Annotated in this window: 17 protein-coding genes and 1 riboswitch; all 17 genes read left to right on the top strand. The window is 41.6% G+C overall.

Annotation, left to right across the window (positions count from 1 at the left end; translation table 11 throughout):
* The first annotated feature begins 1 nt into the window (after position 1).
* The 17 genes from Q0993_RS16740 to Q0993_RS16820 all read left to right on the top strand — a co-directional run bounded on the left by Q0993_RS16740 (position 2) and on the right by Q0993_RS16820 (position 20,697).
* Positions 2 to 412, top strand: coding sequence for an Rrf2 family transcriptional regulator (locus Q0993_RS16740; protein WP_299535181.1), 411 nt, complete (start codon positions 2 to 4; stop codon positions 410 to 412).
* A 212-nt stretch (positions 413 to 624) separates the two neighbouring features.
* Positions 625 to 888, top strand: coding sequence for a DUF2061 domain-containing protein (locus Q0993_RS16745; RefSeq protein WP_299535183.1), 264 nt, complete (start codon positions 625 to 627; stop codon positions 886 to 888).
* A gap of 12 nt (positions 889 to 900) precedes the next feature.
* Positions 901 to 1,524 carry a phosphoadenosine phosphosulfate reductase family protein gene (locus tag Q0993_RS16750; RefSeq protein ID WP_299535185.1) on the top strand — a complete coding sequence of 208 codons (624 nt, stop codon included), beginning with the start codon at positions 901 to 903 and terminating at the stop codon, positions 1,522 to 1,524.
* A gap of 80 nt (positions 1,525 to 1,604) precedes the next feature.
* Positions 1,605 to 2,531 (top strand): sulfate adenylyltransferase subunit CysD, encoded by a 927-nt coding sequence (gene cysD / locus Q0993_RS16755; RefSeq protein WP_299535331.1) that lies wholly within the window; start codon positions 1,605 to 1,607, stop codon positions 2,529 to 2,531.
* 58 nt (positions 2,532 to 2,589) lie between these two features.
* A complete protein-coding gene (locus Q0993_RS16760) occupies positions 2,590 to 3,837 on the top strand; it encodes a GTP-binding protein (RefSeq protein WP_299535186.1) in 1,248 nt (415 codons plus the stop codon).
* A 150-nt stretch (positions 3,838 to 3,987) separates the two neighbouring features.
* A complete protein-coding gene (locus Q0993_RS16765) occupies positions 3,988 to 6,081 on the top strand; it encodes a HEPN domain-containing protein (protein ID WP_299535189.1) in 2,094 nt (697 codons plus the stop codon).
* Between the two features lie 4 nt (positions 6,082 to 6,085).
* Positions 6,086 to 6,910, top strand: coding sequence for a uroporphyrinogen-III C-methyltransferase (cobA, locus tag Q0993_RS16770; RefSeq protein ID WP_299535191.1), 825 nt, complete (start codon positions 6,086 to 6,088; stop codon positions 6,908 to 6,910).
* The gene (locus Q0993_RS16775; protein WP_299535193.1) at positions 6,907 to 7,968 is read left to right on the top strand and encodes an NAD(P)/FAD-dependent oxidoreductase; all 1,062 of its coding nucleotides are present in this window, start codon (positions 6,907 to 6,909) and stop codon (positions 7,966 to 7,968) included. Before cobA ends, Q0993_RS16775 begins: the two co-directional genes overlap by 4 nt.
* A gap of 151 nt (positions 7,969 to 8,119) precedes the next feature.
* A riboswitch (SAM riboswitch) is annotated at positions 8,120 to 8,227 on the top strand.
* Positions 8,228 to 8,308: 81 nt separating this feature from the next.
* Positions 8,309 to 9,319, top strand: coding sequence for a homocysteine S-methyltransferase family protein (locus tag Q0993_RS16780; protein WP_299535195.1), 1,011 nt, complete (start codon positions 8,309 to 8,311; stop codon positions 9,317 to 9,319).
* A complete protein-coding gene (locus Q0993_RS16785) occupies positions 9,316 to 9,594 on the top strand; it encodes a hypothetical protein (protein WP_299535198.1) in 279 nt (92 codons plus the stop codon). The genes Q0993_RS16780 and Q0993_RS16785 overlap by 4 nt, the downstream gene beginning before the upstream one ends.
* A gap of 2 nt (positions 9,595 to 9,596) precedes the next feature.
* On the top strand, positions 9,597 to 12,287 hold the full coding sequence (gene metH, locus Q0993_RS16790; protein WP_299535200.1) for a methionine synthase: 2,691 nt from the start codon (positions 9,597 to 9,599) through the stop codon (positions 12,285 to 12,287).
* 162 nt (positions 12,288 to 12,449) lie between these two features.
* On the top strand, positions 12,450 to 13,403 hold the full coding sequence (gene metF / locus Q0993_RS16795) for a methylenetetrahydrofolate reductase [NAD(P)H] (protein ID WP_299535203.1): 954 nt from the start codon (positions 12,450 to 12,452) through the stop codon (positions 13,401 to 13,403).
* Between the two features lie 176 nt (positions 13,404 to 13,579).
* The gene (locus Q0993_RS16800) at positions 13,580 to 14,677 is read left to right on the top strand and encodes an acyloxyacyl hydrolase (protein WP_299535205.1); all 1,098 of its coding nucleotides are present in this window, start codon (positions 13,580 to 13,582) and stop codon (positions 14,675 to 14,677) included.
* Positions 14,678 to 14,718: 41 nt separating this feature from the next.
* Positions 14,719 to 15,519, top strand: a complete 801-nt coding sequence (locus tag Q0993_RS16805; protein ID WP_299535207.1) for a head GIN domain-containing protein — start codon at positions 14,719 to 14,721, stop codon at positions 15,517 to 15,519.
* Between the two features lie 7 nt (positions 15,520 to 15,526).
* Positions 15,527 to 16,645: a serine hydrolase gene (locus Q0993_RS16810; RefSeq protein WP_299535210.1), complete on the top strand. Its 1,119-nt coding sequence runs from the start codon at positions 15,527 to 15,529 to the stop codon at positions 16,643 to 16,645.
* Positions 16,646 to 16,672: 27 nt separating this feature from the next.
* The gene (locus Q0993_RS16815) at positions 16,673 to 17,386 is read left to right on the top strand and encodes a helix-turn-helix transcriptional regulator (RefSeq protein ID WP_299535212.1); all 714 of its coding nucleotides are present in this window, start codon (positions 16,673 to 16,675) and stop codon (positions 17,384 to 17,386) included.
* An 80-nt stretch (positions 17,387 to 17,466) separates the two neighbouring features.
* A complete protein-coding gene (locus tag Q0993_RS16820) occupies positions 17,467 to 20,697 on the top strand; it encodes a DUF2723 domain-containing protein (RefSeq protein ID WP_299535215.1) in 3,231 nt (1,076 codons plus the stop codon).
* Positions 20,698 to 20,726: the final 29 nt, after the last annotated feature.

Here is a 20,726-nt window from a genome sequence, read left to right on the forward strand (position 1 = left end):
TATGCTCTCCAAAAAAACAAAATATGGACTAAAAGCACTGGCATATTTGGCATCCCAAGGGGATAATGACCCAGTACAGATTGCCGAAATAGCAAAGCAAGAGAACATTTCACAGAAGTTTTTGGAGAGTATTTTACTCACTTTACGAAAGACTGGATTTTTGGGCTCCAAAAAGGGTAAGGGGGGCGGTTATTATTTGATCAAAAAACCCTCTGACATTTTAATGACCGATGTGATGCGTGTTCTAGAGGGGCCCATTGCCATGGTTCCCTGTGTTAGCCTTAATTTCTACGAAAAATGTTCCGACTGCCCAGATGAGAATGCCTGCTCCGTGAATAAACTGATGCTGCAGGTGAGGGACGCCAATCTGGAAGTATATCGTAACAATACTCTGGCGGATATTCTGGTATAAAGACAAAAAGGCCAAAGCCTCCTTATTCTAAATTCTTAAAACTTCAATGATTTGATCTGGATTTGTTCAAAATATAGAGCAAATCACGAATAATCTACTAAATCGATGGGGTAAAAGTAATATTTAGCAACTTTTAACGTCTTAGTTAAGGAAATAATCTTATTTTTGAATTCCTATTAAATCACTAGACTAATTCGAAAAGTACTTTTTTCATGATTGCAGACCAATTGATTTTAGATAAGAAGTCCACCAAGACCAATTACAAGGAGGACAGAAAATCGGAGAAACCGATTCGAAGTATTGCTAAAGCCATAAGTTGGCGCATTATTGGTACTTTGGATACACTTTTGGTCTCCTACCTTTTTACTGGAAAGGTTGTATTGGCGGCATCCATTGCGTCTATTGATTTTGTGACCAAGATGGTTTTGTATTTTTTTCATGAAAGAATTTGGAACCGGATTGGCTGGGGAAAGTAATGCTTATAACTTATGGCTTTTACGCAACAACAAATAAAAAATCTAAACGTGCAATTTAAAGGCATTCCGCCAGAGGAAATTATTTCCTGGGCCATTAAGAATGCCGAAAAACCCGTGGTAACTACTAATTTCCGCCCATATGAAGTTGCCATCCTCAATGCGGTTACCGAGGTAAAGGACAGTATCCCCGTAGTTTGGTGCGACACGGGATATAACACACCGAATACCTACAAGCATGCGGAAGAATTGATTCAAAGGCTGGGCCTTAACATCGACTTGTACGTTCCAAAACAAACATCGGCATATCGAGATGTGATAATGGGAATTCCTCAAATCGATGACCCACGGCACCAGGAATTCACAGAGCAGGTAAAGTTGGAGCCGTTCCGTAGGGCCATGGAGATTCATAAACCAGATGTGTGGTTTACCAACTTGAGGAAAGGTCAGACAGCACTTAGGGATAGTTTGGATATCCTAAGTTTAAGCAAGGATGGAGTTTTGAAGGTTAGTCCCTTTTACTATTGGAGCGACACCCAGCTCGATGCGTATTTGGAGGAAAGAAATTTACCTAATGAACATAAGTATTTTGATCCGACCAAGGTTTTGGAAAACCGGGAATGTGGATTGCATACCTAACTTAAGAATATACAAATGCTACCTCTTAATGCTATTGAGAGGTCTTTAAAAAAGTTGATTTGGAAACAGTACTAGAAGAAATACAACCGACAGGAACATTTAAGAATGGGGATAGACCCAATGCAAATGCCCTGGAACACGAGGCCATATACATTATGAGGGAGGTGGCCGCCCAATTTGAACGCCCTGTGTTGTTGTTTTCCGGTGGAAAAGACTCCATAACCTTGGTGCGTTTGGCGCAGAAAGCTTTCTGGCCTGCGAAAATTCCCTTTCCGTTAATGCATATAGACACTGGACATAATTTTCCCGAGACCATCGAATTTCGTGATAGATTGGTCAGGGAATTAGGTGTGGAATTGATTGTACGAAATGTGCAGGACTCCATTGATCAGGGCAAAGTGGTGGAGGAGACCGGTAAGTACGCCAGTCGTAATATTTTACAGACAACAACACTTTTGGATGCCATTGAAGAATTTAAGTTTGATGCTTGTATAGGTGGTGCCCGAAGGGATGAGGAAAAGGCACGCGCTAAAGAGCGTATTTTCTCAGTTCGGGACGATTTTGGCCAATGGGATGAAAAAAACCAGCGCCCTGAACTGTTCGACATGTTGAACGGTCAGATTGAAATGGGACAAAACGTTCGGGTGTTTCCCATAAGTAATTGGACCGAATTGGATGTATGGAGCTATATCCAAAAGGAAAATATTGAAATTCCATCCATTTATTTTGCACATAAACGCAATACTTTCTTAAGGGATGGTCTTATTTGGTCTGCAGAGGACGATGTGGTCTTCCGCGCAGAAGATGAAACCGTGGAGGAACGTATGGTCCGTTTTAGAACTGTTGGAGACATGAGTTGTACGGCAGCTGTTGAGTCGCATGCGGATACCATTGATAAAGTGGTATCTGAAATACGGGATTCCAAGATTTCAGAAAGAGGTGCCCGGATAGACGATAAGAGGTCCGAAGCGGCTATGGAAAAAAGAAAACAACAAGGGTATTTTTAAAATTGTCGTAAGCTCCTTGTGTTTACGCACGAGTAGCTATCGATTATCAATTAAAAAAATGGAAGTACTAAAAATAGCAACGGCAGGAAGTGTAGATGACGGTAAAAGTACCTTGATCGGTAGATTATTGTATGATACCAAATCGTTGACAGACGATAAGCTCGAAGCCATAGAAAAAACCAGTAAACTAAAAGGTTACGATTATCTGGATTTTTCCCTGGCAACGGATGGTCTCGTGGCCGAACGTGAGCAGGGAATAACAATAGATGTGGCCCATATCTACTTTTCTACCGCATCTAAAAGTTATATCATTGCTGATACTCCGGGGCATGTAGAGTATACACGGAATATGGTTACGGGTGCTTCCACCTCACAAGCTGCTATTATTTTGATAGATGCACGAAAAGGAGTCATAGAACAAACCAATCGACACTTCTTCATCAACAATTTGTTACGTGTAAAAGATGTTGTGGTCGCTATAAACAAAATGGATTTGGTGGATTTTTCGGAAGAACGATACAATCAAATTAAATCCGATTTTGAACGGCTTATGGAAAAAAGGGATTATGAAGATCAGAAAATAACCTTTATTCCGGTAAGCGCCCTTAAGGGTGATAATGTCGTGAATCATTCGGATAACACCCCATGGTATACCGGGCAAACACTTTTGGAGCATTTGGAAGAGTTGGACTTGCAGGATATTTATAACGTAGGTACACCTCGTTTCCCAGTGCAATATGTCATTCGGCCAAAAACGGATGATTTTCACGATTTTCGAGGATTTGCAGGTAAAGTTTATGGAGGGGAACTCAACGTTGGTGATGAGGTAGTAATTTTGCCGTCTATGACTAAATCCAGGATTAAGGGTATTTACTTCTATGACAAAGAATATAAAACCGCTCCAAGACGCTCTTCAGTTACCATTACGTTGGAAGATGAAGTGAATGTAAGTAGAGGGGACATGTTGGTAAAGGCGGGTGATTTGCCAACCATTGATAAGCAATTTACGGCAACGGTTTCATGGATGGATTCGGAGAAGTTAACGACCGGGGGTAAATACGTTGTGCAACATGGTATCAACAAAGTATTGGCAAAAGTAGATAGTATAGAGCATAAGATTCTTCCGGACTATTCAGGTATAGAAGAAGGAGTGGTCGCATTGGACATGAACGATATTGCTCAAGTGAAATTTAGATTGAACAGACCTATATTTTATGATGCCTTTAAGGCGCATAGGACCAATGGTTCGTTCATCCTACTGGATACCCGGACCAATAATACGGCCGGAGTAGGATTCATCAATTGATAAAACTGATTTTTCCTGGCAATACGGTAAAGTTCTATGGGAAGTATTTAGTTTTTAATGATTGTAAAAACAGTTTTAATTCCTATAAATCCTATAGGTATTATAGAAAGAAATTCAGATTGGAATAGACGAACATCATAACTTAAAGATATGCAAAGCTTTAGAACGGAAATAGAGAATCCGGTTGTAGAAAAAGACATTATAGAACTGGAGAAAAAGATTAGGGAGTTCAAGGAAGGAAACATGGATGAAGAGAAGTTCCGCAGTCTACGCTTGGCAAGGGGAGTCTATGGCCAAAGACAGCAAGGCGTCCAGATGGTCCGTATTAAGCTACCTTACGGAAAAGTAACCTCCAATCAATTGCATAGGATTTCCGATGTTTCGGATGAGTATTCCCGAGGCCGTTTGCATATCACTACCCGTCAGGATATCCAGATTCATTATGTGGATTTGGAACGCACCCCGGAACTTTGGGCAGAGTTGGAAAAAGACGATGTAACACTACGCGAGGCTTGTGGTAATACGGTTCGGAACGTTACGGCCAGTGAAACCGCAGGAATAGATGTGGACGAACCTTTTGACGTGTCTCCATATGCCCATTCCCTTTTTGAGTATTTTCTTCGAAATCCAATAGGTCAGGAAATGGGGCGCAAGTTCAAGGTTTCATTTTCGGCAAGCGATGCGGATACGGGACTTTCCTACATGCACGATCTTGGTTTTATCGCGAAAGTTCAGGAAGGTGTAAGAGGTTTTAAGGTATTGATCGGTGGTGGATTGGGCTCTCAACCAAGGCATGGTGATGTGTTGTTCGAGTTTCTTCCCTCGGACAGGATTATTCCCTTAATGGATGGTGTAATACGAGTTTTCGACCGTTATGGTGAACGTAGAAGTAGGGCCAAGGCTCGGATGAAATTCTTGTTAAAGGATGTTGGCCTGGACGGATTTAAGGAATTACTGCAAGCAGAACAAAAAGCTGTTCCCCATAAGTCGTATCCCATTGATGCACAATCTTATCCCAAGATTGTAGTTTCGGAAAAATCGGCTCCAGAAGTAATAATTCAGGATAAAGAGGCCTTTGAAAAATGGAAGTCCACCAATTTGGTTCCTCAAAAACAAGAAGGTTTTGTGGCTATTGGCATCAAGGTTTTGTTAGGCGATTTTTATACGGATAAGGCAAGATTATTGGCGGATTTGGTCGAAAATTATGCCGCTGGTGAAATTCGGTTATCGCTGCGTCAAAATATCCTTATTCCCTTTGTAAAAGAGGAATCGGTCCCATTTTTCTACACTGAATTAGAAAAATTAGGATTTACCGAAATAGGTTACAACAAAGCCGCGGATATTACCGCCTGTCCTGGAACGGATACATGTAATTTAGGGATTGCAAGTAGTACGGGAATTGCCGAAGAGCTAGAAAGGATAATTAAAAAGGAATACCCTAACTATATTCAGAATCCTGATGTGGTCATAAAAATTAGTGGATGTATGAATGCGTGCGGTCAACATAATATGGCCAATATCGGATTTCAAGGCATGAGTATCCGTACCAAGGATAAATTGGTGGCGCCTGCATTGCAAGTTCTGCTAGGAGGTGGAAACGATGGTAATGGTAATGGACGGTTTGCCGATAAAGTAATAAAGATACCTAGCAAAAGGGGTCCTGAAGCATTAAGACTTATTCTAGATGATTTTGATGCAAATGGCAAGGGCGCTCCCTTTGCGGATTATTATGCCGAGAAGGGTCAGATATATTTCTACGACTTTCTAAAGCCCTTGACAGAAATAGATAACCTTACCCCGGAAGATTTTATTGATTGGGGAGCAACGGAACGTTATAAAAAGGCAATTGGTGTAGGAGAATGTGCGGGAGTTGTCATCGATTTAGTGGCGACCTTGCTTTTTGAAAGTGAGGAAAAAATTCAAAATGCAAAGGATACTTTTGACCAAGGAAAATGGGCCGCCAGTATTTATTACTCCTATACCTCCATGGTAAATTCGGCAAAGGCCTTGCTCACTGCGGAGAATACCAAGGTGAATACCCATTCCGGTATCATAAAGGATTTCGATGAAAAATTTGTGTCATCAGGAAGGATTAATCTGGGTAAGGGATTTGAGGAATTAGTCCTGCAACTAAACCAAAACGAACCTTCGGAATCGTTTGCCAAAAACTATTTGGAAGATGCCAAAGGCTTTTTAAAGGAAGTGGAGCAACTCAGGGAGTTGGAATTGGCCCAAGTATCGTAGAGAAATGAATTTAGAAAATAACATATCAAAAGAGGTTTATACCAAAGTTCTTCCTTTAACTGGGAAAGCGCCCCTTCTTACGGTAATTGGTGCGGGTCCTGGAGATTTGGAACTCATAACCGTAAAGGCCATCAAAGCCCTGGGTATGGCAGATGTGGTATTGTATGATGCCTTGGTAAATCCGGAATTATTGGAATATTCCCCTAAAGCCGAGCATATTTTTGTGGGCAAGCGTAAAGGATGTTATGCCTATCAACAGGAACAAATCAATGAATTGATCGTTAACAGGGCCAGAACGCACGGGCATGTGGTTAGGTTAAAGGGAGGTGACCCTTTTGTTTTTGGTAGAGGTGCAGAGGAAATGAAATACGCTGCGGATCATGGGATTCCGACCAAAATGGTACCAGGTATTTCTTCCTGTATTGCAGTGCCATCGGCTCAGAACATACCGGTAACAAAGCGAAATTCGGCCGAAAGTTTTTGGGTTATTACAGGGACCACCAAAGAGCATAAATTGTCCCAAGATGTATATTTGGCCGCTAAATCAAGTGCCACGGTGGTTATTCTAATGGGAATGTCCAAACTTCCTGAAATTGTTAACCTCTTCAAAAATGAAGAAAAATGGGATACTCCCGTTGCCATTATTCAAAATGGGACCAGAGAGGACGAAAAAATAGGGATTGGGACAATCGATACTATTTTGGAGGTCGTTCAGAAGGAAGAATTGGCCAATCCGGCCATTATTATCATTGGTGAAGTAGTAAATCATAGGGCGTCCGTACGAAAGGTCGTTGAAAATAATATACACGAGTTAAGTTCAGAATTATGATTAAAACAGATATAATTATTATAGGAGCAGGTCCCACGGGACTGTTCACGGTATTCGAGGCCGGATTACTAAAGCTTAAAACCCACCTTATCGATGCGTTGCCGCAACCGGGAGGCCAATGTTCGGAAATATACCCGAAAAAACCCATCTATGATATTCCGGCCTTTCCAGAAATTTTGGCGGGCGAATTGGTAGATAATCTTATGGAACAGATAAAACCTTTTGCGCCAGGATTTACTCTGGGTGAACGTGCAGAAACCTTGGATAAGCAGGAAGACGGTTCGTTTATCGTAACTACAAATAAAGGGACAAAACATCAGGCGCCCGTAGTAGTTATTGCCGGTGGATTAGGCTCTTTTGAGCCCCGTAAACCTCCTATCGAGAATATTACGGATTTTGAGGACAAAGGGGTTGCTTATATGGTTAAAGACCCTGAAGTTTATCGGAATAAAAAAGTAGTTATCGCCGGGGGTGGTGATTCTGCCTTGGATTGGGCCATTTTCTTGTCCGATATTGCCTCTGAAGTCTCTCTGGTTCATCGTAGAAATGAATTCAGAGGGGCATTGGATTCCGTTGAAAAAGCATCGGAATTGGCCAAACTTGGAAAAATAAAGCTCTATACCGAAGCCGAGGTAAAAAAATTATATGGGGACGAACATTTGGAAGCCGTGGTTATAAAGCATAACGATGCGTCCAAAGGCGAAACCTACGTGGAGACGGACAATTTTATCCCTCTCTTTGGCTTGTCGCCAAAATTGGGGCCTATTGGGGATTGGGGCCTTGAAATTGAAAAAAACGCCATTAAGGTAAACAATGCCAAGGACTACCAAACCAACATTCCCGGGGTATTTGCTATTGGCGATGTCAATACGTATGAGGGCAAATTAAAGTTGATTCTGTCCGGTTTCCACGAGGCGGCGGTTATGTGCCAATATGCCTATCAGATTATAAATCCGGATAAGCGTTATGTAATGAAGTATACAACAGTAGGCGGGGTTCAAGGTTTTGACGGGACCAAAAAAGAAGCCAAAAAAGAAGTGGTCCAGAGCATATTATAGTATCGATTTTCCGTTCTTATTTGAATTTTAACCCTCTTACAAAATTTGTTAGAGGGTTTTTCGTTAAGGCTATATGTTAAAAAAACAAGGGATTGTTTGCATTTAAGAGTACCTTGACGTTACTTTGCACCAGTTCATTAAAAAATTGAAATCGTTATCAAGAAAGGTGGAGGGACTAGACCCTATGAAACCTTGGCAACCCTTTCCTGTAAAGAAGGTGCTACATTCTATCACTCTATCATGAGGTGGCAGATAACAAGGATCAAGTTTTCGTCCAACATTCCCTTTCTTAGTTAACATTAAATCTGTGCAGCTTTTAATATTGCACATAGGGGTTAATATGAAAAAAATTCAAGACATACTTCAGGAGCGTATTCTGGTATTGGATGGGGCCATGGGAACAATGCTCCAGCGCTACAAGTTTACCGAATCCGATTTTCGTGGAGAACGCTTTAAGGATTGGGAACATCCATTACAAGGCAACAATGACCTATTGTCCATAACACAACCGGATGCTATCGCGGAGGTCCATGGAAAATACTTCGCGGCTGGTGCCGATATCGTGGAAACCAATACATTTTCGGGTACCTCAATCGCCATGGCGGATTACCATATGGAAGAACTGGTCTATGAACTTAATTATGAATCGGCTAAAATAGCGAAAAAAGTAGCAGAAGAGTTTACTGGCTTGGAACCGCATAAACCTAGGTTCGTTGCGGGCAGTATTGGTCCCACCAATAAAACGGCTAGCATGTCCCCGGATGTGAACGACCCTGGATTTCGCGCCATCTCCTTTGACGAACTTCGCCTTGCCTATAAAGAACAAATAGAGGCGTTGTTGGACGGTGGAGCGGACATTCTATTGGTCGAAACCATTTTTGATACGCTAAATGCCAAAGCGGCCTTATTTGCGATAGAGGAGGTAAAGGAAGAAAGGAAAATAGATGTTCCCATAATGGTCAGCGGTACCATTACCGATGCTTCTGGACGAACATTATCCGGGCAGACTGCGGAAGCCTTTTTGATATCCGTTTCGCACATCCCCATTTTATCCGTCGGGTTCAACTGTGCTCTGGGAGCCAGTCAATTGGTACCACATCTTGAGGTAATTTCCGGTAGATCGGAACATTTTATTTCCGCCCATCCCAATGCCGGCTTACCCAATGCTTTTGGTGAGTATGATGAATCCCCGGAACAAATGGCAGCCCAGATCAAGGAATATGTGGAAAAGGGACTTGTAAACATTGTGGGTGGATGTTGCGGGACCACACCGAAGCATATATCGGCAATTGCCGAATTGGTAAAGGAATATGGCCCTAGAAAATTGAAAGTAGCATCTGTATCGGTATGATTTTGGAAGTGACCATTTTAAATATAGGGCAAGGCTTATCAAAAGAATTTGAACAAAGTCTTGCTCAAGCCACTTCAACAATTACTAAGACAAAGGGGTATGGCGCACATGAACTTGGAAGATGTATTGAAACAAAAGACCAGTATATTTCATTAATGAATTGCGACACCTTGGAAAATAAGGAATTTGATTTTCAACAATCTCCGGATTATCATAATGGGAAGAATGCCCTACGCCGTTCTTATAAATTTTTTCCAGAAGTATTATATCATTAGTAATGACGGAAACAAAACCAAAATATCTTAAACTATCAGGTCTTGAACCTTTGATCGTAACCCCGGAAAGTAATTTTATCAATGTGGGTGAACGTACTAATGTGGCCGGTTCAAGGAAGTTTCTTCGGTTGATTAAGGAGGAAAAGTATGAGGAGGCTCTGGAAGTAGCTAGGGATCAAGTGGAAGGTGGTGCCCAGATTATAGACATCAATATGGATGATGGTCTTATCGATGGGAAAGAGGCCATGGTAAGGTTCCTTAATTTGATAGTCGCTGAACCGGACATTGCCAGGGTACCCATTATGATAGATAGTTCCAAATGGGAAATTATAGAGGCCGGGTTGCAGGTAGTCCAGGGAAAATGTGTGGTAAATTCCATTAGCTTAAAGGAAGGCGAGGCTGAGTTTATACAGCATGCAAAATTAATAAAACGGTACGGGGCCGCCGTTATCGTCATGGCCTTTGATGAGGTGGGGCAAGCGGACAACTACGATCGCCGTGTAGAAATTTCCAAAAGATCCTATGATATTTTGGTAAAGGAGGTGGCATTTCCCCCGGAGGATATCATTTTTGACCTCAACATATTCCCGGTCGCCACGGGAATGGATGAACACAAACGCAATGCATTGGATTTTATCGAAGCCACCAAGTGGGTGCGCGAGAATCTACCCCATTGCAGCGTTAGTGGAGGGGTAAGCAACGTTTCATTTTCGTTTCGGGGCAATAACCCGGTCCGGGAAGCCATGCACTCCGTGTTCCTGTATCATGCCATAAAATCTGGTATGAACATGGGTATTGTAAACCCGACGATGCTTGAGGTCTATGACGATATTCCCAAGGACTTACTCGAATATGTAGAGGATGTCGTTTTAAATAGAAGGGATGATGCCACGGAACGTTTGTTGGATTTTGCCGAAACCGTTGTCGGCAAGGCCAAGGAGAGTAAGGTAGATTTATCTTGGCGTGAAGAACCCTTACAGGAAAGGATTACAAGGGCATTGGTAAAGGGCATCGACCAATACATAGAAGCCGATGTAGAGGAGGCCCGGCAGAGTGTCGATAAACCTATTGAAGTAATCGAAGGTCATTTGATGACAGGAATGAATGTGGTAGGCGATCTCTTTGGAAGCGGAAAGATGTTCTTGCCGCAAGTAGTGAAATCTGCCAGGGTCATGAAAAAAGCGGTGGCTTATCTACTCCCATTTATTGAGGAGGAGAAATTGAAAAACCCTCAAGTCGGGAACTCCAGTTCTGCAGGTAAAATATTGATGGCAACCGTTAAGGGTGATGTACACGATATAGGAAAAAACATTGTAAGTGTAGTTCTGGCGTGTAACAATTATGAAATAGTGGATTTGGGTGTTATGGTCCCTCCGGAGAAAATAATCAAAACGGCTGTAGATGAAAAGGTAGACGCCATTGGACTAAGCGGATTGATTACGCCATCATTGGATGAAATGGTGCATCTCGCCAAGGAAATGGAACGTCAGGATTTTAAGGTTCCCCTGCTGATAGGAGGTGCTACTACGAGCAAGGCACATACGGCGGTTAAAATTGATCCGCAATATAAAAATGCTGTGGTCCATGTCAATGACGCATCCCGTGCAGTTACCGTTGTGGGCGATTTGTTGCAAAAAGAAACTTCGGAAGCTTATATAAACGGTATCAAGGAAGATTATGAACAATTCCGGGATAAATTTCTAAAGCGCACCAAACAAAAAGAGTATTTGACCCTAAAAGAAGCAAGGGACAACAGGTTCCAAATCAATTGGTCGGAAACTGGAATAATTGAACCAAACAATATGGGAATACAAATCATCGAGAGCTTGGATTTGTCCCTTTTGGTGGATTATATCGATTGGACTCCTTTTTTCCGAAGTTGGGATTTACATGGAAAGTATCCAAATATTTTGACTGATGATGTTGTCGGCGAACAGGCTACCGAGTTGTTTGAAGATGCCCAGAAAATGTTGAAGAGAATTGTGGACGAAAAACTACTGGAAGCAAAGGCGATTTTTGGACTTTTTGCAGCGAACACGATCAACCACGATGATATTGAAGTATTGGCCCAGAATCGAAAGTTTGTTTTTAGGACACTACGGCAACAATTAAAAAAGCGTGACGGTGTTCCCAATTTTGCATTATCCGATTTTATTGCTCCCAAAGAAACCGGGAGGCAGGATTATATGGGCTGTTTTTGTGTAAGCACGGGCTTTGGCACATCGGAATTGGCAGCAGCTTATGAAAAAGAGCACGACGATTACAATTCGATTATGGTAAAGGCATTGGCCGATCGTTTTGCGGAAGCGTTCGCGGAATACCTGCACAAGCAAATACGGATTACCCATTGGGGCTATGCCCATAATGAAGATTTAAGCAACGAAGAGTTGATCAAGGAATCATATAAGGGAATACGTCCGGCACCTGGCTATCCCGCATGTCCTGACCATCTGGAAAAATTGACCATTTGGGACCTACTGGATGTCGAGGAGAAAATAGGGGTAAAATTGACGGAAAGTTTGGCAATGTGGCCGGCGGCATCGGTCAGTGGATATTACTTTGGGCATCCGGAAGCCCGATATTTTGGGCTTGGAAAAATAAAGGAAGATCAGGTGGGCGATTTTACCAAGAGAAAGGGCATTCCTTTGGAAGAGGCCACAAAATGGTTGGCGCCTAACATTGTGGAAGACTGATGTAAAACAATATTGTGAGGAGAATGCCCGGTAGGCTTATTAACTCTTTGTCCTGCCTTGTCATAGTGAGTGCCCGAGCAAAATATAAAAGAGACTAAATAGTACGACTACCTGTTCGACAAAGTCGATCGGGTACAAAACCTAGGAAGACAATACTACAAAATGAAAGTAACCGATCATATTCAAGAAGCTCAAGGAAAAACCTTGTTTTCCTTTGAAATTATACCCCCGGTAAAAGGGAAGAACATTCAGGAGCTGTACAACAACATTAGTCCTTTGATGGAGTTTGAACCCCCATTTATAGACGTAACTACATCCAGGGAGGAATACGTATATATTGACCGAGATGGTCTGTTGGATAAAAAACTCACACGTATGAGGCCAGGTACCGTAGGTATTTGCGCATCCATAAAGCACAAATACGATGTGGATACGGTTCCCCATGTGCTTTGTGGAGGATTCACCAAGGAGGAAACCGAGTATCTCTTAGTGGACTGTCACTACTTGGGCATAGACAACGTTATGGCATTACGTGGAGATGCCATGAAGGAGGAAAAACACTTTAGACCTACCAAAGGAGGCCATCCTTACGCCATTGACTTGATTAAGCAAATTCATAATTTAAATTGCGGGGAATATCTACACGAAGTGGTGGAAACGGATAATTGTGCCGATTTCTGTATTGGTGTGGCCGGATATCCTGAAAAACATCTGGAAGCCCCGTCCCTAAAAACGGACTTAAGGCGTTTAAAGGAAAAGGTAGACGCGGGAGGGGACTATGTGGTTACCCAAATGTTCTTTGATAACAAAAAATATTTTGAATTTGTAAAGGAAGCCAGGGCAATGGGTATTGATGTACCGATAATTCCGGGGATTAAACCTATTGCAGTAAAGAGGCATTTGCAACTATTGCCCCCTATATTCCGGATAGACTTACCGCAAGATCTCATCGATGCCGTAGAGGCTTGCAAAGATAACAAGGCCGTACGGCAAGTTGGTATAGAATGGGCCATAGAACAATCCAAGGAGCTAAAAGCTGCAGGTGTTCCTGTATTACATTATTACTCCATGGGAAAATCTGACAATATTAAGGCTATAGCAGAAGCGGTCTTTTAGTTTTGCTAGATACTTAGGGATGGAAAGTAAAGACTTTAACGTCCTGTGCTTACTTTTTCTCACCCTATACGCCTTATTTTGTTTGAGCACTTCTAACTTCGCGCTTCGTCTCTTGTGTGGAGGTATTTCATACTTCCAATTCCGTATTTCCTATTTGGTACTTACCTTTACATTCCATGAACCGAAGTTTATTCCCCATTTTTCTGTTTTTGATCTCGTTTTCATTTGCTCAAAATACGGATGCCACCAAGAGATTTGTCTTGGATGTCAGCCCGTTTTATGGTTCCATTCTCCTTCATAATCCGGATATAAGCCATTTAATAACCGAACATCCCTCAGGTTTCATTCTCGGATATAATCAAAAAACTTTTGGAGCCAAAGAATGGGAACAGCTCTATAACTATCCTGATATAGGGTATTCTTTTGTATATCAGAATATGAACAACAGCACCTTGGGGGAAAATTACGGGGTATACGCCCACTATAATTTCTATTTTTTCAAACGGAACTTACAGTTCCGGATTGGACAAGGGATTGCCTACAATACCAATCCCTACGACAAAAATCAAAATTTTAGGAACAATGCCTATGGGTCCCATTTTTTGAGTTCTACTTACCTCATGTTAAACTATTACAAGGAAAATATATTCAAGCGATTGGGTTTTAAGGTAGGAATTTCGCTTGTACATTATTCCAATGCCAATTTCAAGGCGCCCAATACGTCTACCAACACCTTTGCTTTTAATGCGGGACTTACATATACTTTGGGGAATATGGAAGAAGTGGAGTACATCCATAGGGAAAAGGAAAAGGTTACCGAACCTATCCGATACAATATCGCGTTTCGAGCGGGACTAAATGAAAGTGACGTAATCGATTTAGGTCAATACGGATTTTTTATAATTTCAGGCTATGCCGATAAACGTCTTGGAAGAAAAAGTGCCATCCAACTGGGTGCTGATTTGTTCTTTTCCAACTTCCTAAAGGAATTGATTCGATTTCAGAGTACTTCCTTCCCAGAAATGGAAGTCGAGGAAGATACCGATTATAAACGAGCAGGCCTATTTTTGGGGCATGAACTATTCATTAATAAAATGTCCGTCATCACTCAATTGGGATATTATGTTTATTATCCATTCGATTTTGAAGGGCGCATATACAATCGAATAGGTTTAAAACGCTATTTTGGGAAAAAAATCTTTAGTGCGTTGACCTTAAAATCACATGGTGCCAAGGCAGAGGCATTGGAGTTTGGCGTAGGGATTCGATTGTGAAATGTGGAGTGTGGAATAAAGTGATATAGAAAATCAAAGTTTTGAAATTGAGAATTTGGAACCCGGAATTTTTAAAAAATCGAACACTTGGTTTAGGGTTGTTACCGGTTTTGGTATGTTGTATTTTTCAATTTGCCTGCAATACCGAAAATGCACCGGATTGCCTTCAAAATGCAGGAGAAATTATTCGAGAGGAGATACTGCTTCCCAGCTTTTCCAAGATTACCGTTTTTGAGAATGTGAGTTTAATAATAAGACAAGGCAATACGCAAAAAGTTGAAATAGAGACGGGTGAATTTCTTCAAGACGAGGTGACGGCTACCTTGGAAGGCGACCGGTTACTACTACGTAATGGCAATGGCTGTAACCTTTTTCGAGAGTACGGATTGACCACGGTCCATGTCACCTCGCCCAACATCACAGAGATTCGAAGTAGCACCGGCTTGCCCATTCAAAGTGACGGGGTACTTGCATATCCAACGCTCACCTTATTGTCCGAAAGTTTTATAAATCCCGAGACTGAAACCACAGATGGTGAATTTGACCTAGAAGTTGATTCGGAAAACCTAAGTATTGCTTCTAACGGCATAGCTTACTTTAAATTAAGAGGAACCGTACAGAACCTGAATCTTACGATAGCAGCGGGAGACTCGAGAATCGAGGCGGAAAACCTTATCGCCGAGAACGTCAATTTAAACCATAGAGGTTCCAATGATATGTTCATCAATCCGCAACAGTCCTTGACCGGCTTAATTCGTGGTACGGGAGATGTTATCAGTTTCAATCGACCTTCTGAGGTGGATGTAGAGGAAATTTTTAATGGAAGATTGATTTTTCAATAGCTATTGAATGAAAGCTATCCTTACACGGTTAAAAGACTTTTTGACAAAAAAAAGGATGGTCGGGAATGCTGCCGAGTTGCAAGGTCTGGCCAAAGCAGATTACATCTTGGCCTCTTTGGTAAATGAATATAAAGTACCGGGTATTTCAATTACCGTGCTGGGGCAAGGAAAAGTACTGTTGCAAAAAGGATATGGATATTCCGATTTGGACCAAAGAATCCTTTTAGAACCTACAAAAACCATTTTCCGTATTGCCAGTGTATCCAAACCTATTGCCGCTACGGCCTTGGCCTTAATGGTCAATGATGGTCTAATGGACCTGGATACTTCATTTTATAAGTATGTACCCTATTTCCCTAAAAAGCAATGGGATTTTACCATTCGGCAATTGGCCAGCCACACCGCTGGTATTCGCGGATATCGCGGTAAGGAGTATGGACTCAACAAAGCATATTCCATAAGGGAAAGTATTGTAATTTTCAAGGATGACGATTTACTCTTCCGACCTGGGACCGCTTATCACTATAACAGTTTTGATTGGGTATTGATCTCATTGGCCATGCAAGAGGCCAGTGGTATGCCCTTTGAGGATTACGTGAGGCAAAGGGTTTTAGTACCTTTGGGAATGGGTCGTACATTTGCGGAATATCCATCGAATCACGGTTTTTGGACAACTGATAAGGGAATTTCAGGTAATTTCAATCGTACTGCGTTCTACTCTAAAAATCGCCATGGTTTTCGAAAGTCAATTCCAGTGAACAATTATTATAAAATGGCAGGAGGAGGTTATCTCTCAACTTCTGAGGACATTGCCAAGTTGGGTCAGGCTTATTTGGATGGAAAAATAGCACACAAAGAAGTACTATCGCAATTTTTGACTTCTCGAAAAATAAAGGGCAATCCCACGTATTATGGTTTAGGCTGGGAAGTAAGTATGGATAAAGGAGGCAGGCCTTTTTATGGCCATATCGGTAGTGGTATAGGAGGGTATTCCAACTTTTTTGTTTATCCCGAGTTACAGATGGTATTCGCCATTTTAATAAACTGTACGGACCCTAAGGTACAAACGGAGCTGGATGAGGTGGTGGATATATTATCAAATTTGCATGCCTCCCGGATTTTATAGACATTTAGGTAAATTAATTTTGAGGATTTGAGGTTTTCAGCTATTTATGGTATTGTTTTTGGCTTGTGGGCAACGGTAAATTTATATGCCCAAGCAGATACTTTGTATTTGGACAATCGTTCGGTACAAACTAAGGATGATTACGGTAATCTTGAAATCAGGGAATGGAAAAAATTAAAGTACTTTGAAGCACAACTAAATACTCCGACGTCTACTCAAGAAGGAACGGAGTCTGAATTTAGGGATTACGCGCGCGATTCGATCAGAATATTAAAGGTAAAGTTGTTGGCCATCCAGATTTTGGATAGCAAAAACCTACTCGATTTGGATATTACCGAGAATCCCGATTACTATATGCAGCTGCTTACAAAACTTAAGAAAAGCGACATAAACCGTTCGGATTATCTTTTTTTGGAGAACAAACTGGCCTTCTTAACCACGGAGGTAGTGGAAAGCAAATACAAGACCAGTAAGTTGATTATTGGGTTTTTAGGATTCACTATTATAGGGTTGGTGTTGTTTTTCTTCTGGATACGCCGTGAAAGAAACGGTTTGCCCAAGGTAGGTCTAAGTAGGCAGGAAAGGAATATACAGGGCCTAATTCTGCAAGGCAAGAGCAATAAGGAGATTGCCAATGAGCTTTTTATTAGCCTCAGTACCGTAAAAACACATATTACCAATATCTATAGTAAGTTGCACGTATCCAGTCGTGAGGAGTTATTGCAAAAAATACGGAATTAGTACGGGTACTAGCACCAAAATCCAACCACTTTTAAAACCATTTTGTCTCTATCTAGAAGTTCTTTGTATGAAACTTTTGGATGACCTCAAAGCAATTTGATACATGGAACGTCCTTTTGGGCTGGACTGTTTTTCTGATAGCCCTAATCGTTTATGGACTTACCGTTGAGCCTACAGTAAGCTTTTGGGACGCCGGCGAATATGTAGCCACTTCGGCCAAATTACAAATTGCCCACCCCCCTGGAGCACCCCTCCTCCAGATGATAGGATCCTTTTTCGCATTATTTGCGACGGCTCCCGATCAAGTAGCGCTTATGGTGAATTACGTGTCCGTTGTATGCAGTGCGTTTACCATCTTATTTCTCTTTTGGACCATTACGAATCTTGCCCAAAAGTTGGTTTTGAATTCCGGTATCATTGCCCAAAATAGATATATCGGCATTCTAGGCTCTGGCGTGGTGGGATCCTTGGCCTTTACCTTTTCGGATAGTTTTTGGTTCAATGCGACCGAGACCGAGGTTTATTCCATGGCCAGTTTGGTTATGGCATTGTTATTATGGATGGGAATTCGATGGACTGACAGTTTACATACCTCGAGGGGAAATAGGTGGCTTATTCTAATTTCCTTTGTCACCGGCCTTACCTTTGGAATTCAGTTTATGGGTTTTTTGGCCATTCCATCCATTGTACTACTGTTTTATTTTAAACGATATAAGTTCATTACGATTAAAAAATTTATTGTGGCCAATATCGTGGCCGTGGTCATATTGCTACTGGTTTTTAAGTTCTCCTTGACCTATATGTTAAAACTTTTTGGATGGAGCGAGGTATTTTTCGTCAATTCATTGGGCTTGCCCTTTAACTCTGGGAGCATTGGTATGGGCGTTTTTTTGGCACTCTTTTTCTATCTCGCTCTGAGATATACCCAGAGGAATAACTATCGGTCTGCAAATACTGTAATACTATCCGTCCTCTTTTTGGTACTTGGTTTTTCTTCCTGGTTTCTACTGCCGATAAGGGCAAGTGCCGATGTGGTAATCAATGAAAATGACCCCTCCGATGCTCGTTCCCTGTTGGCCTATTACAATAGGGAACAATACCCGAGTACGGATAGTCCGTTTTATGGTGCGTACTATTCCGATATGTTCGCTACCGACCACCCTTCCAAGGATGATAGTCCAAAATATGAGCAGAACGCAAAGCTTGGAAAATATGAAATTGTGAATCGTTACAAAGGTGCTTCACAAGGTTCAAGTCCAGAGCACACCGGTTTTTTGCCTAGAATGTGGAGCCAACAGAATGCGGAGAATTATATACGGTATTATGGTGCATTGGATTTTACGGTAAAGCCAGAATTCCAATCGAATGTTGAGTTACAGGAGGTTGTCCGGGAATTTCGGGAAAAAAATGCGGAAGGAGACATAGAGGCGAGCCAATATTTGGGTTTTCTTCGGGAAATGAACGATTGGATTATTGTGAAGCCTCCCACGCTGTGGCAAAACATCGGGTATTTATTTCATTTTCAGTTGGGCTATATGTACTGGCGTTATTTTATGTGGAATTTTGTGGGAAAGCAGAACGATCAACAGGGCCGTTTTGATGGCAATGGGGAATGGCTAAGTGGAATTAACCTAATTGATAGCTTCCGGTTGGGCAGTCAAGAAAACTTGCCTTCCGAAACCATATCGAACAAGGGCCGAAACACCTATTTCTTTTTGCCATTGCTTTTGGGACTAATTGGCCTGGTGTTCCAGATCTCTAAAAATCCCAAACAATTTTGGGTGTTATTTGTTTTTTTTATGTTCACGGGAATGGCCATACAATTTTATACCAATCCTCCAATTTTTCAGCCCCGGGAACGGGATTATTCACTTGTTGGATCCTTTTACGTTTTTGCCATTTGGATCGGTCTTGGGGTATACGGACTTCTTGAAGAAGTTGGAAAGTATGTCCGACCCAAAATTGGCCTGCCCTTTCTTCTCGGTATTTGCCTTATGGCAGTTCCTGTTCTTATGGCCCAACAGAATTGGGATGATCACGATCGTTCTGACCGGTATACGGCCTTGGCTATGGCCAAAGCCTATTTTGATTCTACACAAGAAAATGTGGGGGCCATTTTATTCACCATAGGGGATATGGATACCTTTCCGCTTTGGTACGCCCAGGAAATAGAGAACTACAGAACGGATACTCGTACAATTATATCCGGGTATTTGAATTTTTCGTGGTATATAGATCAAATGAAACGTAAGGCCTATGGAAGTGATCCCATTCCTTCCCAACTAACACATGAAAAATATACATATGGTTCCAGGGAAGTTCTGTATTATGCCCCGATAACGGATAAAAGATGGCCTATTAAGGATTTTTTGAAATGGGTGGCCAGTGACCACCCCCGTACCAAAGTAAAAAACCTGCTTGAAAAACAAGGAAGGGATATCAGTGATTTTTCCGAAGGATATTTGGATGCCGTATTCTATCCTACGAACAAAATACGAGTTCCGGTAGATAAGGAAATGGTTTTGGCCACTGGTTTGGTAGCTGCAAAGGATTCTTCCCGGATAGTGGATTATATAGATATTGATCTTCCGGAAACGGGAATTAGAAAAAGTAATTTGATGATGTTGGATATCTTGGCCAATAACAATTGGAAACGGCCTATTTATTTTTCAGGGGGAAGTTTTGACGAAGAGGAATACATATGGATGAGTGATTATCTTCAGTTGGACGGACTGGTCTACAAACTGGTTCCGATTGAGACTAAAAATGAAAGCATTTTTGATAAGGGTCGAGTAGATTCGGAACTGATGTACTCTATTGTCAAAAAGTGGGAATGGGGCAATTCGGGAAGCCCAAAAATATACCATGACCCCCAAACACGAAAACAATTTGGGGTAACAAACCGTGTGGTACTCTCCCGCCTGTTGGAAAACCTGTTAAAGGAAGATAAATTAGAAAAGGCCAAGGAAATTATTGATATGGCCATGATTCATATTCCTGTGGAACATTTTGCATATTACACCTTCGTAGAACCATTTTTGGATGGGTATTACAAAGTGGGCGACCCTCAAAAGGCCCAAAAACTATATGCCAAACTAAAGAGGGTCTATCAAGAAAGGTTGTATTATTACTTAGCGCTACCGTCCCATGAAAAATATGATAACCTAGAAGAAATACTTATGGATTTACAAGCCTATCAGAGACTTCTTGATATTCTTGAACAAAATGGAGATTCTAATATCCATGAATACGAAACGTTGGAATTCAATGAATATGTAAACAAGCTTCAGGATTTGTTAGATCAAGGTTAATTCATTTTTTGTTCAATGGAAAATATATA

Origin of the sequence: Ulvibacterium sp. (assembly GCF_028285715.1) — a bacterium.
Taxonomy (GTDB): domain Bacteria; phylum Bacteroidota; class Bacteroidia; order Flavobacteriales; family Flavobacteriaceae; genus Ulvibacterium.

What these genes read in the sequence shown, in the direction of transcription:
- Q0993_RS16775 (WP_299535193.1), top strand. Translation starts at nt 6,907, where the DNA reads ATGATTAAAACAGATATAATTATTATAGGAGCAGGTCCCACGGGACTG.
- Q0993_RS16750 (WP_299535185.1), top strand. Translation starts at nt 901, where the DNA reads ATGGCTTTTACGCAACAACAAATAAAAAATCTAAACGTGCAATTTAAA.
- cobA (WP_299535191.1), top strand. Translation starts at nt 6,086, where the DNA reads ATGAATTTAGAAAATAACATATCAAAAGAGGTTTATACCAAAGTTCTT.
- Q0993_RS16740 (WP_299535181.1), top strand. Translation starts at nt 2, where the DNA reads ATGCTCTCCAAAAAAACAAAATATGGACTAAAAGCACTGGCATATTTG.
- Q0993_RS16820 (WP_299535215.1), top strand. Translation starts at nt 17,467, where the DNA reads ATGACCTCAAAGCAATTTGATACATGGAACGTCCTTTTGGGCTGGACT.
- Q0993_RS16800 (WP_299535205.1), top strand. Translation starts at nt 13,580, where the DNA reads ATGAACCGAAGTTTATTCCCCATTTTTCTGTTTTTGATCTCGTTTTCA.
- Q0993_RS16810 (WP_299535210.1), top strand. Translation starts at nt 15,527, where the DNA reads ATGAAAGCTATCCTTACACGGTTAAAAGACTTTTTGACAAAAAAAAGG.
- Q0993_RS16745 (WP_299535183.1), top strand. Translation starts at nt 625, where the DNA reads ATGATTGCAGACCAATTGATTTTAGATAAGAAGTCCACCAAGACCAAT.
- metF (WP_299535203.1), top strand. Translation starts at nt 12,450, where the DNA reads ATGAAAGTAACCGATCATATTCAAGAAGCTCAAGGAAAAACCTTGTTT.
- Q0993_RS16780 (WP_299535195.1), top strand. Translation starts at nt 8,309, where the DNA reads ATGAAAAAAATTCAAGACATACTTCAGGAGCGTATTCTGGTATTGGAT.
- Q0993_RS16765 (WP_299535189.1), top strand. Translation starts at nt 3,988, where the DNA reads ATGCAAAGCTTTAGAACGGAAATAGAGAATCCGGTTGTAGAAAAAGAC.
- Q0993_RS16760 (WP_299535186.1), top strand. Translation starts at nt 2,590, where the DNA reads ATGGAAGTACTAAAAATAGCAACGGCAGGAAGTGTAGATGACGGTAAA.
- Q0993_RS16785 (WP_299535198.1), top strand. Translation starts at nt 9,316, where the DNA reads ATGATTTTGGAAGTGACCATTTTAAATATAGGGCAAGGCTTATCAAAA.
- metH (WP_299535200.1), top strand. Translation starts at nt 9,597, where the DNA reads ATGACGGAAACAAAACCAAAATATCTTAAACTATCAGGTCTTGAACCT.